The 12,918-nt window shown below is 59.7% G+C and carries 11 protein-coding genes; 5 read left to right on the top strand and 6 right to left on the bottom strand.

Annotated features, from left to right (window positions below; all coding sequences use genetic code 11):
• Nucleotides 1-12: 12 nt before the first annotated feature.
• Nucleotides 13-450: an NUDIX hydrolase gene (locus KX928_RS02950; protein ID WP_219498704.1), complete on the top strand. Its 438-nt coding sequence runs from the start codon at nt 13-15 to the stop codon at nt 448-450.
• Here KX928_RS02950 and KX928_RS02945 read toward each other — a convergent pair.
• On the bottom strand, nt 438-1,721 hold the full coding sequence (locus tag KX928_RS02945; RefSeq protein WP_219498701.1) for a PP2C family protein-serine/threonine phosphatase: 1,284 nt from the start codon (nt 1,719-1,721) through the stop codon (nt 438-440). The genes KX928_RS02950 and KX928_RS02945 overlap by 13 nt on opposite strands.
• 148 nt (nt 1,722-1,869) lie before the next feature.
• On the opposite strand from KX928_RS02945, the gene KX928_RS02940 reads away from it, so the two are divergent.
• Nucleotides 1,870-2,202 carry an Hpt domain-containing protein gene (locus KX928_RS02940; RefSeq protein WP_219498700.1) on the top strand — a complete coding sequence of 111 codons (333 nt, stop codon included), beginning with the start codon at nt 1,870-1,872 and terminating at the stop codon, nt 2,200-2,202.
• On the opposite strand, the gene KX928_RS02935 is transcribed toward KX928_RS02940, so the two are convergent.
• Both KX928_RS02935 and ilvA read right to left on the bottom strand, forming a co-directional pair.
• Nucleotides 2,199-3,011 carry an SDR family NAD(P)-dependent oxidoreductase gene (locus KX928_RS02935; RefSeq protein WP_219498697.1) on the bottom strand — a complete coding sequence of 271 codons (813 nt, stop codon included), beginning with the start codon at nt 3,009-3,011 and terminating at the stop codon, nt 2,199-2,201. The genes KX928_RS02940 and KX928_RS02935 overlap by 4 nt on opposite strands.
• Before the next feature lie 10 nt (nt 3,012-3,021).
• The gene (gene ilvA / locus KX928_RS02930; RefSeq protein WP_219498693.1) at nt 3,022-4,257 is read right to left on the bottom strand and encodes a threonine ammonia-lyase IlvA; all 1,236 of its coding nucleotides are present in this window, start codon (nt 4,255-4,257) and stop codon (nt 3,022-3,024) included.
• Between the two features lie 131 nt (nt 4,258-4,388).
• Here ilvA and KX928_RS02925 point away from each other — a divergent pair, with 131 nt between their 5' ends.
• The gene (locus tag KX928_RS02925) at nt 4,389-5,609 is read left to right on the top strand and encodes an argininosuccinate synthase (protein ID WP_219498690.1); all 1,221 of its coding nucleotides are present in this window, start codon (nt 4,389-4,391) and stop codon (nt 5,607-5,609) included.
• Nucleotides 5,610-5,732: 123 nt separating this feature from the next.
• On the opposite strand, the gene KX928_RS02920 is transcribed toward KX928_RS02925, so the two are convergent.
• Entirely contained in the window at nt 5,733-6,428 is a 696-nt protein-coding gene (locus KX928_RS02920) for a sulfotransferase-like domain-containing protein (RefSeq protein WP_219498688.1), read from the bottom strand.
• Between the two features lie 191 nt (nt 6,429-6,619).
• On the opposite strand from KX928_RS02920, the gene msrA reads away from it, so the two are divergent.
• A complete protein-coding gene (gene msrA, locus KX928_RS02915; RefSeq protein WP_219498687.1) occupies nt 6,620-7,282 on the top strand; it encodes a peptide-methionine (S)-S-oxide reductase MsrA in 663 nt (220 codons plus the stop codon).
• A gap of 2 nt (nt 7,283-7,284) precedes the next feature.
• On the opposite strand, the gene KX928_RS02910 is transcribed toward msrA, so the two are convergent.
• The gene (locus tag KX928_RS02910; RefSeq protein ID WP_219498684.1) at nt 7,285-9,540 is read right to left on the bottom strand and encodes an NADP-dependent malic enzyme; all 2,256 of its coding nucleotides are present in this window, start codon (nt 9,538-9,540) and stop codon (nt 7,285-7,287) included.
• 136 nt (nt 9,541-9,676) lie between these two features.
• On the opposite strand from KX928_RS02910, the gene mutS reads away from it, so the two are divergent.
• Nucleotides 9,677-12,313: a DNA mismatch repair protein MutS gene (gene mutS, locus KX928_RS02905; RefSeq protein WP_219498681.1), complete on the top strand. Its 2,637-nt coding sequence runs from the start codon at nt 9,677-9,679 to the stop codon at nt 12,311-12,313.
• Between the two features lie 32 nt (nt 12,314-12,345).
• Here mutS and KX928_RS02900 read toward each other — a convergent pair whose 3' ends face one another.
• Complete coding sequence (locus KX928_RS02900; protein ID WP_219498678.1) at nt 12,346-12,909, bottom strand: nucleotide exchange factor GrpE; 564 nt, start codon at nt 12,907-12,909, stop codon at nt 12,346-12,348.
• Nucleotides 12,910-12,918 lie beyond the last annotated feature (9 nt).

Raw genomic sequence — 12,918 nt, 5'->3', positions numbered from 1 at the left:
GGGCAAGCCAGAATGATGATACGGGTCGGCCATGCGCCACGTGCAGACCAGCGCTACGTCCTGCGGCCCGGTGCCTACGCGATTTTACCGCTGAACGGCGGCGTGTTGCTGACCGTTCAGATGGGTGAGCGGCCCGACATCCAGCTGCCCGGGGGCGGAATAGATCCCGGGGAAAGCACGATTCGCGCCCTGCACCGGGAGGTCATGGAAGAAACCGGTTGGCGGATCGCTGCGCCGCGCAAACTGGGCGCGTTCCGGCGTTTCGTCTACATGCCTGAATACGACATTCTGGCGGAGAAAATCTGCCATGTATTCGTGGCGCGCCCGATCTATCAGCTGGGTCCGCCTCTCGAAGCGGATCACGAAACGATGTGGCTGTCACCCCAAAGAGCCGCGCAAGAACTGGGCAACGAGGGCGATCGCCTGTTTCTCAAACGTCACCTGTTGTGAGCGTCACCCCGGTATTCGAAGAGAAGACCTGATACATCATCGGGGAATTCCGTGCCGCCTGCAAACTCGGTCAGAGACCAGACAAGGGATTCGAAAAACGCAGGCCCGGTGATGTCGCGCAGGCCGTCAAGCAGCCTTTCCAGACCGGCCTCTTCCAGCATCTCGCCCTTTGCATCGGGGCATTCGGTAACGCCATCGGATAGAATGATCAGCCGATCACCCGGGTCGAGATGCATTTCGAATTGGGAAAAAGAGATGCCGGACATCAGCCCCACGGGGAAACCGCCGGTGCCCTCCTGTTCAAGCTTGCCGCATCGTCGTTGAATAACAGGATGCGGATGACCTGCCTGGCCAATCACGACCTTGCCTGTCTGCATGTCAATATCGGCAAGCATCAGGGTAAAATAGTGCTCGGTCTCCATCTCGTCGAGCACCAGTTCGTTCAGCGTCTCGATGGCCCGCGCAGGCGGGCGGGACCGGTATGTGCCATCCGGCAGCTTTTCCAATGCAACGTTCTGATCCAGCGCGCTTGCAGAGAGATACCCTGCCAGCCTTGCGGTCATCAGCGCAGAACTGATGCCATGTCCCGACACGTCGATTGCAAACAATCCCAGGTGACCGTCAGCCGCCGGGTAAAAGCCGATCAGATCGCCGCCGACGTGGCCACTGGAGCGCAACAGCAGCGACAGATCACCGGCGTCGAATGATTTATGGCGTTCACGGACAAGCGATTGCTGGAGCTGTTTTGCTTCTACAAGGTCGTTGTCCAGAGAATCGTAAAGCCGTTGCAATTCCCCGAGCGTTTCGGTGATCACGCGGTTTTTCAGCGTCAGTTCGCGCTGCATTTCGAGGATTCGTTCACCGGCCATCATCCGGGCGCGCAGCTCGTTGCCATCCACAGGTTTGGTCAGGAAGTCATCGGCACCGGCATCAAGCCCCTCTGCAACTTCGTTCTTCTCGCTCTTGGAGGTGAGCAGAATGAAGTAGCCGTAATTCTCCCCGGAGATCTCGCGGAACGCCTTGCAAAACTCGATACCGGACATCCCCGGCATCATCCAGTCACTCACGACCAGCTCGGGTGGTCGCGCCGCGCAGATTTCCATCGCGGCTTCACCGCTTTCGGCTTCCATCACCTCATACCCCCAGCGGGACAGGGAACTGGTGAGAATTTTGCGCTGTAACCGGCTGTCATCAACGACCAGAACAAGTTTTGGCGCCCCCGGCGTTTCCGGCAGCGTGGTCGTATCAGAAAAGGCTAATTGCTTCGGCATTGAATACTCAGTTCAGAATGAGACCCTGCTGTAGACCCAGAATGCTTAAGGGCAGGTGAAATTTAAACTTCGCCGTAAAAAACCCTTGGTGTCACACGACCGGTTAAGGTTCCCTGTGCGAAGGGTTGGCAAACCGGTGGAGTTCGTGATGATTGACTGGGAGAGAGTGGCCACACTGCGGGAAGAAGTGGGTGCCGAGGACTTCGACGAAGTGGTCGAACTGTTCTTGGAAGAAGTCGACGCCGCAATTTCCGAGCTCACGGCCCAGCAACCCTGCAATGATCTGGAGGCGCGTCTGCATTTTCTGAAAGGCAGCGCGCTGAGCCTCGGGTTCCAGCAGTTCTCGGGCCTGTGCCAGGTGGGGGAAACTGCCGTTGCCCATGATCCCAAAGCAGCGGTTGATGTTGCGGAAATTCTCGCAAGCTACGAAAGCTCTCGCGGGGTTTTCCTCAGCGAAATGGGCACAAGGCTCGCAGGCTAGACCAGTTTGTACAGCCCCGTCCCATCGGGTGTCCCCGACTGAACCCCCAAGCGGGCGCGCAAACGAACCATGCCCCGGATCCAGCCATCGTGGTCCTGCGCGCGCGATTGTGCATAACCGGCGACCTGCGGATGCGGCAGGATCAGGAACTCGCCCGCCTCAACCCCCGATACGATCCGCTCTGCCACTTGCGCGGCGCTCAGCAATCCCTCGTGGCTTTCAGCATCCCCGGCACTCAGCCCAATCAGCGGCGTGGCAACATATTGCGGGCAGACAACCGAGACACCAATGCCATCGGATGCATGCGAAATCGCCAGTGATTCCGCAAAGCTCACCGCCGCATGTTTGGTTGCTGAGTAGGCGGCGTTTCCAATCTGGTTGAGCAGCCCCGCCGCTGAGGTCACATTGACAAAGTAGCCGGACCGCCGCGCGATCATTTGCGGCAGAAGCGCACGCGCCGCGTATACATGTGCCATCACGTGAACAGACCAGTTGCGCATCCAGTCCTCATCGCTGGAAGATGCGGCATGACCCGGCTGCGGTGTCAAAAGCCCCGCGTTAGAGACAAAAATGTCGATGGGGCCAACTGTATCGGATACCTTGCGCACAAGCGCTGTGACATCCGCTTCCCGCGTCACGTCGCAGGGAATTCCGCAACAGCCAAGGGTATGCGACGCTTCATCAACACGCGCGGCATCCAGATCCGCAATGACCACCTGCGCCTTTTCTTTCACCAGCATCGCCGCAAGCGCCGCGCCGATGCCGCTGGCCCCACCAGTGATCACGACCGTTTTGCCAGAGAATTCCATCCATTCCCCCTCAGATGACGAATTGCGCCAGGGTCTCGTCGTTGGTGATGTCGGTATAGGTGAACCCGGCTTCATCAAGTTCAGTCAAAAACCGCACGAAGTTCTCGGGCCGCGTCGTCTCGATGCCGATGAGCACGGAACCGAAATTGCGCGCCGATTTCTTCAGATATTCAAACCGCGCGATGTCGTCTTCCGGGCCCAGAATGTTCAGGAACTCTTTGAGCGCGCCGGGTCGTTGCGGCATGCGAAGAATGAAATACTTCTTGATGCCCGAGTATCGCTGCGCCCGCTCCTTGACCTCTGGCAGACGCTCGAAATCAAAGTTGCCGCCCGAGGCAATGCAGACAACGGTCTTGCCCTTTACCTCTTCGGCAAGGTCAGACAGCGCTTCGATCGCCATGGCGCCCGCAGGTTCCAGCACGATGCCTTCGACGTTCAGCATCTCGACGATGGTTGTGCAAATACGGTCTTCGGACAGGTGGATCACATCGCTGCGCGCCACATTGCTCAGGCGCTCAAAGGTGCGCGCCCCGATCTTCGCCACAGCCGCTCCGTCCACAAAACTGTTGATCGGCGACACATCCACGGGCGCACCTTCCTCCAGCGCCTTACCAAGACTTTGCGCCCCCGTGGGTTCAACGAAGGTATAGGCGCAGGCGTTGCCAAAAAAGCTGCGCACACCGGCAGACAAACCGCCGCCGCCCACCGGCAGAATGATGCGGTCCGGCACCCTTCCCAGCTGGGCCTGAATTTCCGCCGCCACGGAGGCCTGACCCTCAATCACATCCTCATCGTCAAAGGGTGACAGAAAATGCGCCCCCGCCTGTGCACAAAAGCTTTGGGCCGCATGCAGCGTCTTGTCAAAATAGTCACCAACAAGGCGAATTTCGACATGATCACCGCCAAACATCTGTGTCTTCTGAATTTTCTGCTGCGGGGTGGTGACGGGCATGAAGACCACGCCCTGAACACCAAAGTGCCGACACATGAAGGCAACGCCCTGCGCATGGTTGCCAGCGCTCGCACAGACGAAAAGATCGTGGTCCGGGATCACCTTGCGCATGGCATTGAACGCGCCGCGCAACTTGTAAGACCGCACCGGGCTGAGGTCTTCGCGCTTCAGGTAGATATCGGCCCCAAACCGGTCGGACAGATGATCATTGCGCAACAACGGGGTCGCGGGAAAAACGGTGCGCATCTCCCGTTCGGCCTTGCGTGCCGCCGCTGCAAAGGCGGTGAGGGTCATGTGCCCGCTCCTTTGGTCCATGGGTGTCTGATCAGTAGGCATGCGCGCGACGCGGGTCAACGCGGTTCAACCTTGCTGCGCTGCGCAAAACCCGGTATCGGCACCGGGCAATGTGACGAAGGAAGAATGCAATGTCTGCGCCCAAAAAAGTCGTGCTCGCTTATTCCGGCGGCCTTGATACGTCGATCATTCTGAAATGGCTGCAAACGGAATACGGCTGCGAGGTCGTGACCTTCACGGCTGATCTGGGTCAGGGCGAGGAACTGGAACCGGCCCGCAAAAAGGCAGAGCTGATGGGCGCATCGGACATCTACATCGAGGACGTGCGCGAAGAGTTCGTACGTGACTTTGTCTTCCCGATGTTCCGCGCCAATGCGGTTTACGAAGGGCTGTACCTGCTGGGCACGTCCATCGCACGGCCGCTGATCTCCAAACGTCTTGTCGAGATCGCGGAGGAAACCGGCGCGGATGCGGTGGCGCACGGCGCAACCGGCAAGGGCAACGATCAGGTGCGGTTCGAACTCGCCGCCTACGCGCTGAACCCGGATATCAAGGTCATTGCCCCATGGCGCGAATGGGATCTCTCAAGCCGGACAAAGCTGCTGGATTTCGCAGAGAAGAACCAGATTCCCATCGCAAAGGATAAACGCGGCGAGGCGCCTTTCAGTGTCGATGCAAACCTGCTGCATACCTCTTCCGAAGGGAAGGTGCTCGAAGATCCGGCCGTCGACGCGCCCGATTACGTGTACCAGCGCACGGTGAATCCCGAAGACGCGCCCGATGTGCCGGAGTACGTGGAGATCGGGTTTGAAAAAGGCGATGCGGTGAGCCTCAACGGCGAGGCAATGTCCCCCGCCACGATCCTGACCCGGCTGAATGAACTGGGCGGCAAGCATGGCTGCGGACGTCTCGATCTCGTAGAGGGGCGTTTCGTCGGCATGAAATCCCGCGGCATCTACGAAACCCCGGGTGGAACACTTTTGCTGGAAGCCCACCGCGCGATTGAATCCATCACGCTCGACCGCGGCGCGATGCACCTCAAGGATGAGCTGATGCCGCGCTACGCGGAACTGATTTACAATGGTTTCTGGTTTTCGCCTGAACGGACGATGCTGCAAGCAGCTATTGATGCCTCGCAAACTCACGTCACCGGCACGGTACGCCTGAAACTTTACAAGGGGCATGTGCGGACGGTCGGGCGCTGGTCCGATCACAGTCTCTATTCCGAAGCGCATGTCACCTTCGAGGATGACGCGGGTGCCTATGATCAGAAAGACGCCGCAGGCTTCATTCAGCTGAACGCCCTGCGCCTGAAGCTGCTCGCCGCACGGGATCGCCGACTTAAGCAGTAACCCCCGACCCAAAGCCGATGTCCGGAGACAAGGCGGCGCATTTGCCGCCGCTCTCTGTCTATGCGCGTCGACGTGACCTCCGTCGCGCAATCGGAACATCGCTGTGCCAGACCGCAAGAGCCATCAGGTCAGTTTGACCGCTTCAAGCTGGTGGTAGAAGGGGAGCGCCTGATCCGCGAGATCCGCCATAACAGGATCTAACAAGGGCAGTTCGCCTTCTGCGCCGGAGAAACCGGTGCTTGTGTGAACGGCCCCGTACCAATGCGCCGCCCAGATGCCGTCTTCATCGCGCGGCCCCGCAGGCCATGACAGCATCGCGGGGTCAAACGGCAGCTCGATGGCGTCACACAGGCACCGCAACATGTGCTCCGGGTTGGCGCGAATATCCGTACTGTCGATGACCACGCCGCCGATTTTCTCGAACAGGGCCTGTTGCTGAACGAAGCCGATGTCCTCCAGCGTCGGCTGCTCGCGCTTGGCCGCATAGCTGGCGATGACCCGCGCAGGATGTCGGATCAGGTGGACGTTCACACAGTCTTGCACCCACTCCAGCGGAAACCCTTGCAGCATGTGATGCGGCATGTGCTTCATGTAAAGATGCGGGGTTGTGATCGGTGCGGTGCAGGCCGAAGCCACCTCTTGCGGGTCCTTGGACTGGCTGGCGAGGATTGCGTCACGCATCGGGTGGTCCACTCCGGAATGAGCCAGATACGCGGCATAAAAGGGCTCATCGATGACCGAAAAGTCGCGGCGTGCGCCGAAACTGTACATCATCGCCGTCGACAGGTTGCGCGGCCCAGACCACATGGCGATCCGCATCAGACCCCGCCCCCGGTAGCCACAATTGTTTCGGTCTTCATTTCGCCAACCTCCCGATGTTTCAAAACAGGTTAAAAACGGCCGTTGTGATTGCCAAGACGTAAACTGTCTTCACCAGCCCGTGACATCGCAATCTCGTGAATTGTTCTGCGCATGCGCCGCCGACAGACTGCGGGAAAAGGAGATGCGACATGCTTAAACTCTATACGTTGCAATCAATCGCCCTGGCAGGAATGATCGCCTTTGGCTTTGTAGCGCAGGCGCGCACGGCACACGCGGCGGAGCTCGAAACACTGACCGTGGCGGGCGGATGCTTCTGGTGCGTCGAAGCTGACTTCGAGAAGGTCAAAGGCGTGACGGAGGCTGTTTCCGGTTTTGCCGGCGGGACCGTGGCCAACCCGACCTACAAACAGGTAACAAGCGGCGGAACGGGGCACTACGAGGTGGTGCAGATCTCTTTCGATCCATCCGTCGTCACGCGCCGCACGCTGCTTGATCTCTTTTTCCGTTCCGTGGATCCAACAGATGCGGGCGGCCAGTTTTGCGATCGCGGCGACAGCTATCGCACCGCCATCTTCGCTGAAAAACCGGCACAGAAAAGCATTGCACAAGACGCAAAAGCCCGGGCCGCAGCCGATCTGGGCCAGTCGATCGTTACACCCATTCTGGGTGCGGCACCCTTCTACCCTGCAGACGCCTATCACCAGGACTACTACAAAGGGTCCTCTCTGGTGCTGACGCGGTTTGGACCCAAACGGAAGGCATCAGCCTACAAGGCCTATCGCGAGGCGTGCGGTCGCGACGCGCGGGTCAGGGAGCTGTGGGGCAGCAGCGCTCCCTTTATCAACAGCTGACCTTACCCGACCTTGCAGGCCGCCAGAACGGCCATGTTCAGAATGTCGTTTGCCGTCGACACGGTGGAGCACATCTGGATCGAGCCGTTGACACCTGCCAGAATTGGTCCAATGACCGTGGCCCCTGCCATTTCCTGCATCAGCTTGACCGAAATGCTGGCGGAATGGCGGGCGGGCACCACCAGAATATTGGCGGGGCCGGTCAGGCGCGAAAACGGATAGCTGGCCTGCGCCTTGGCATTGAGCGCCACATCGACCGTCATTTCCCCTTCGTATTCAAAGCTGACGCCCCGGGCATCCAGAACCTTGGGCGCGAGGTACATTTTCTCTGCCCGTTCCGAAACCGGGTAGCCGAAGGTTGAGAAACTGACAAAGGCCACGCGCGGTTCAAGCCCCATGTTCTGGGCCACCGTGGCGGCCCGTTCCGCAATCGTGGCAAGATCCTCTTCGTCCGGCCATTCATGCACCAGGGTATCGGCAATAAAGATGATCCGCCCTTTGTGCAGCAACGCCGTGATGCCCGCCGCACCACTGGCGATATCGGCATCAAAAACATGGTTGATCCGGTCCAGAATATGCGCCGACTTGCGTGTCGCCCCAGTGACCAATCCATCACCATGACCATGCGCCAGCATCAGCGCAGAGAACACATGCCGGTCCCGGGCCGCCAGCCGGTGAATATCCTGCGCGTCAAATCCGCGGCGGTGCAAACGTTCATAAAGAAAGTGCTTATAAGTCTCTAAATGGAGCGTATTGGCCGCATTGACGATTTCTATTTCACGGTCCGCATCAGCGAGGCCTGCCATTTCAAGCTTGGTTTTCACATCGTCCGGGCGTCCGACGACCAGCGCTTTTCCAAGACCTGCGCGCTGATACATGACCGCAGCGCGCAACACCCGGGGGTCGTCACCTTCGGCGAAAATCATGCGCGCCTGGTTGGCGCGGGCGCGGGCGTTGATGCCGCGCAGGATGCTTGCGGTCGGGTCCATCCGTGATTTCAGCGAAAGCTCGTATGCCTCCATGTCGATAATCGGTCGCCGCGCCGCGCCTGTGTTCATCCCCGCCAGTGCAACGGCGGGCGGAATGCGGTGGATCAGACGCGGGTCGAAAGGTGTGGGAATGATGTAATCCCGCCCAAAGGTGAGGTTCTTGCCATAGGCCAGCGCCACTTCGTCGGGCACATCCTCGCGGGCAAGATTGGCAAGTGCATGGGCGCAGGCGATTTTCATCTCGTCATTGATGGCCCGCGCGTTGATATCGAGCGCGCCGCGGAAGAGATAAGGAAACCCGAGCACGTTATTGACCTGATTTGGATAGTCACTGCGGCCCGTGGCGACAATCGCATCCGGCCGTACGTCATGCGCATCTTCCGGGGTGATTTCCGGGTCCGGGTTCGCCATCGCAAAAATCACCGGGTTCTCGGCCATGCTATTGACCATATCCTGCGTGACAGCACCTTTCACGGACACGCCCAGAAAGACATCCGCCCCGGCCATGGCCTCGTCCAGCGTGCGTAATTTTGTGTCCACGGCATGCGCCGATTTCCATTGGTTCATGCCCTCGGCGCGACCTTGATAGATAACACCCTTCGTATCGCACATGATGCAATTCTGATGCCTTGCGCCCATCGCCTTGAGCAGTTCCAGACAGGCGATGCCCGCTGCGCCCGCGCCATTCAGCACGATGCGGACATCCTCGATCTTCTTGCCCGACAGGTAGAGCGCGTTCAGCAACCCCGCCGCGCAAATCACCGCCGTGCCATGCTGATCGTCATGAAAGACCGGGATATCCATCTCTTCTTTCAGACGCTGCTCGATGATGAAACACTCCGGCGCCTTGATGTCTTCGAGGTTGATACCGCCAAAGGTCGGACCCATCAGCTTGACCGCGTTTATGAAGGCGTCCGTGTCCTCGGTATCCAGTTCCACATCAATGCTGTTCACGTCGGCAAATCGTTTGAAAAGCACCGCCTTGCCTTCCATCACCGGCTTGGAGGCCAGCGCGCCCAGATTGCCAAGGCCCAGAACCGCCGTACCGTTGGAGATCACCGCGACCAGATTGCCCTTGTTGGTGTAATCATAGGCGGTTTCGGGATTGGCCGCGATGGCCTCGCAAGGGACCGCGACCCCGGGGGAGTAGGCAAGGCTCAGGTCACGCTGTGTGGTCATGGGCACCGTTGCGGTGATCTCGAACTTGCCGGGCGTTGGTTCAAGGTGAAAGGCCAATGCCTCTTCGGGTGTCACGCGGGTTTTGGACATGGGGCTGAGGCCTTTACTGATGTTCCGAGCGCATAACCTCTAGCCCAGCGCGCCGGTCGCCTCAAGCAGACAGCATTTGAGGCTTTTCCCTGCCCGCTCCGATTTGTAAGGTCTGCGGAAACCGCCGGGGGGCCTTATGACCGTCACGCCGATGATGGCGCAATATCTCGAATTGAAAGCCGAGTATTCGGACGCCCTGCTGTTCTACCGCATGGGCGATTTTTACGAGATGTTTTTTGAGGATGCGGTGGCCGCGTCAGAAGCGCTGGATATCGCGCTGACCAAACGCGGCAAGCACGACGGTGCGGATATCCCGATGTGCGGTGTCCCGGTGCATGCCGCCGAAGGCTATTTGCTGACGCTGATCCGCAAAGGATTCCGCGTGGCCGTCTGCGAACAGATGGAAAGCCCGGCGGAAGCCAAGAAACGCGGGTCAAAATCCGTGGTCAAGCGCGACGTCGTGCGGCTGGTCACACCGGGCACGCTGACCGAAGAATCCCTGCTCGAGGCGCGCCGGCACAACTACCTTACCGCCTTCGCCGAGGTCCGGGATGCGCAAGCCCTTGCATGGGTCGATATTTCTACCGGTGCGTTTCACGTCATGCCCCTGACAGACTTGCGGCTGGGGCCGGAACTGGCGCGGCTGGCGCCATCCGAATTGATCGTCTCCGAAAGCAAGGAGCCGGATCTGCGGGATCTTGCGGATGATTTCGGCATCGCTCTCACGGGCATTGCGCGGTCGGCCTTTGACAGCACGGGCGGCGAGGCTCGGTTGTGCGCGCTGTTCAACGTCGAAACGCTCGACGCCTATGGGGCATTTACGCGGGCAGAGGTCGCTGCGATGGGTGCGATCATCCAGTATCTGGAAATTACCCAGAAGGGTAAACTGCCGCTGCTGCGCGTGCCTCAAAGAGAGGCGGCAGCCCGCACCGTGCAGATCGACGCCGCCACGCGCCGAAACCTTGAGCTGACACAGGCCTTGTCCGGCGGGCGCGCGGGATCATTGCTTGCCGTGCTCGATAGATCGGTCACGGCAGGCGGTGCGCGATTGCTGGCGCGACGGCTGTCCAGCCCGTCACGCGTTCTGTCAACGGTGTTGGCGCGTCTGGAAGCGGTGCGTTTTGCGGTGACCGAAACCTCCCTGCGTCACCAGGTGCGGGACCAGCTGCGCAAAGTGCCCGATCTGGACCGCGCGCTGTCCCGCTTGTCACTGGATCGCGGCGGACCCCGGGATCTGGCGGCACTGCGGAACGGGCTGACCCAGGCAGGGGACATCAGCGCCAACCTGTCAGGGTCGGACCTGCCGCCCCTTCTGTCGGACGCGTCGAAAAGGATGATTGGCAACGCCGAATTGATTGATCGGCTTGATACTGCATTGGTGGCCGAACCGCCCTTGATGGTCCGCGATGGTGGTTTTATCGCCCCCGGGCACGACCCTGATCTGGACGACGCCCGCAAACTGCGGGACGAGGGTCGGGGCGTTATCGCGCAAATGCAGGCTGATTTTGTCTCTGACACGGGCATTTCGTCCCTGAAAATCAAACATAACAACGTGCTTGGGTACTTCATCGAAACGCCTGCGACCCATGCGGACAAGATGCTGTCACCGCCCCTGTCAGAAACATTCATTCATCGCCAGACCACCGCCAATCAGGTGCGTTTCACCACGGTGGGGCTGTCGGAAATGGAGACGAAAATCCTCAACGCTGGTGCCCGCGCGCTGGAGATTGAACGCCACCATTTCGACCTTCTGAAAGCCGATGTTCTGCAGGCAGCGGGCAAGATCGGTCAGGCGGCAAGTGGTCTTGCAGAGGTCGATCTGACGACCGGGTTGGCGGAACTGGCCGCCTGCGAGAACTGGGCGGAACCGAAAGTCGACGAGAGCCGCGCCTTCACGATCACCCGGGGCCGTCATCCAGTTGTCGAAAACGCCTTGCGGGCAACCACCGGCGACCCCTTCATCGCAAATGACTGTGATCTCAGCGCTGATGATCGCGCAGCAAAAATCTGGTTGCTGACGGGCCCAAACATGGCCGGTAAATCCACCTTTCTGCGGCAGAACGCGATCATTGCACTATTGGCCCAGATGGGCAGTTTTGTTCCCGCCGAGGCCGCGCATATCGGGCTGATCAGCCAGCTTTTTAGTCGCGTCGGGGCGTCGGATGATCTTGCGCGGGGGCGGTCTACTTTCATGGTGGAAATGGTCGAAACCGCCGCGATCCTGAATCAGGCAGACGACCGGGCCCTGATCATTCTGGATGAAATCGGGCGCGGCACGGCAACCTATGACGGGCTGTCGATTGCCTGGGCGACCCTGGAACACCTGCACGATTCCAACCGGAGCCGAGCGCTTTTCGCCACGCATTACCACGAAATGACCGCCCTTGCGGGCAAGCTGGACGGCGTTGAAAACGCGACCGTTGCGGTCAAGGAGTGGGAAGGAGAAGTGATCTTCCTGCACGAGGTGCATAAGGGCGCCGCGGACAGGTCATATGGTGTGCAGGTGGCGCAACTGGCCGGATTACCGCCCGCCGTGATCACCCGCGCGCGGGTTGTTCTCGATGCGCTGGAAAAGGGTGAGCGCGAAGGTGGGGCCACTCAGAAAACACTGATCGACGATCTGCCGCTCTTTTCCGCGGCCGCATCGCCGCCACCACCTGCGCCGAAGACATCTGCTGTCGAAGACGCCCTGGCAAATGTTCACCCAGATGAACTCTCCCCAAGACAGGCGCTTGAGGTGCTTTACAAACTGAAAGAGGCCGCCACATCCTGACGGCCTCCCTGAACGTTTCGGCGATACACAGCTCAGCTTGCAGGCGTTGACGACACACCCACCTGCGCCGGCCGCAACAGGCGATCGTGCAACATGAACCCTTCGGCAGCGACCTGAATAATGTCGCCCGCCTTGGTGCCTGGCACCGGTGCTTCGAACATCGCCTGGTGATGCTGCGGATCGAACCGGTCACCTACCTCGGGCGCGATGATCTCGATCCCGTGCTTTTTGAAAACGCTGAGCAGTTCGCGCATCGTCAATTCAATGCCTTCGATCAGGGCGGAGTTCGCTTCTTTCTGCTCATCCGTAATGGTTTCGATGGCACGTTTCATGTTGTCGTAAACGGGCAGCATATCACGCGACAGTTTCGACCCGCCGTAGTTCTCTGCCTCCCGCCGGTCCCGGTCAGACCGTTTGCGGGCATTCTCCGCATCTGCCAGCGCGCGCATGAAACGGTCCCGCAATTGGTCACGTTCCGCACGCAGCTGGTCCAGTTCCAGCGCCTCGTCGTCAATCTCTTCCATCTCTTCGGCGTAGGCCTGGGCTTCCGCGTCTTCGATGTCGTCCAGAAACTCTTCGTTCTTGGGCTCTGCCATAATTCACCT

Origin of the sequence: Roseobacter insulae, assembly GCF_019375555.1 — a bacterium.
Classification (GTDB): Bacteria; Pseudomonadota; Alphaproteobacteria; order Rhodobacterales; family Rhodobacteraceae; genus Roseobacter; species Roseobacter insulae.
This window is presented reverse-complemented; position numbering and strand designations above follow the sequence as displayed.

Bases quoted from the DNA above. Each gene is read 5' to 3' on its own strand.
- KX928_RS02900 (WP_219498678.1), bottom strand. From the start codon at position 12,909: ATGGCAGAGCCCAAGAACGAAGAGTTTCTGGACGACATCGAAGACGCG.
- KX928_RS02910 (WP_219498684.1), bottom strand. From the start codon at position 9,540: ATGTCCAAAACCCGCGTGACACCCGAAGAGGCATTGGCCTTTCACCTT.
- KX928_RS02920 (WP_219498688.1), bottom strand. From the start codon at position 6,428: ATGCGGATCGCCATGTGGTCTGGGCCGCGCAACCTGTCGACGGCGATG.
- KX928_RS02935 (WP_219498697.1), bottom strand. From the start codon at position 3,011: ATGGAATTCTCTGGCAAAACGGTCGTGATCACTGGTGGGGCCAGCGGC.
- mutS (WP_219498681.1), top strand. From the start codon at position 9,677: ATGACCGTCACGCCGATGATGGCGCAATATCTCGAATTGAAAGCCGAG.
- KX928_RS02945 (WP_219498701.1), bottom strand. From the start codon at position 1,721: ATGCCGAAGCAATTAGCCTTTTCTGATACGACCACGCTGCCGGAAACG.
- KX928_RS02950 (WP_219498704.1), top strand. From the start codon at position 13: ATGATGATACGGGTCGGCCATGCGCCACGTGCAGACCAGCGCTACGTC.
- msrA (WP_219498687.1), top strand. From the start codon at position 6,620: ATGCTTAAACTCTATACGTTGCAATCAATCGCCCTGGCAGGAATGATC.
- ilvA (WP_219498693.1), bottom strand. From the start codon at position 4,257: ATGACCCTCACCGCCTTTGCAGCGGCGGCACGCAAGGCCGAACGGGAG.
- KX928_RS02925 (WP_219498690.1), top strand. From the start codon at position 4,389: ATGTCTGCGCCCAAAAAAGTCGTGCTCGCTTATTCCGGCGGCCTTGAT.
- KX928_RS02940 (WP_219498700.1), top strand. From the start codon at position 1,870: ATGATTGACTGGGAGAGAGTGGCCACACTGCGGGAAGAAGTGGGTGCC.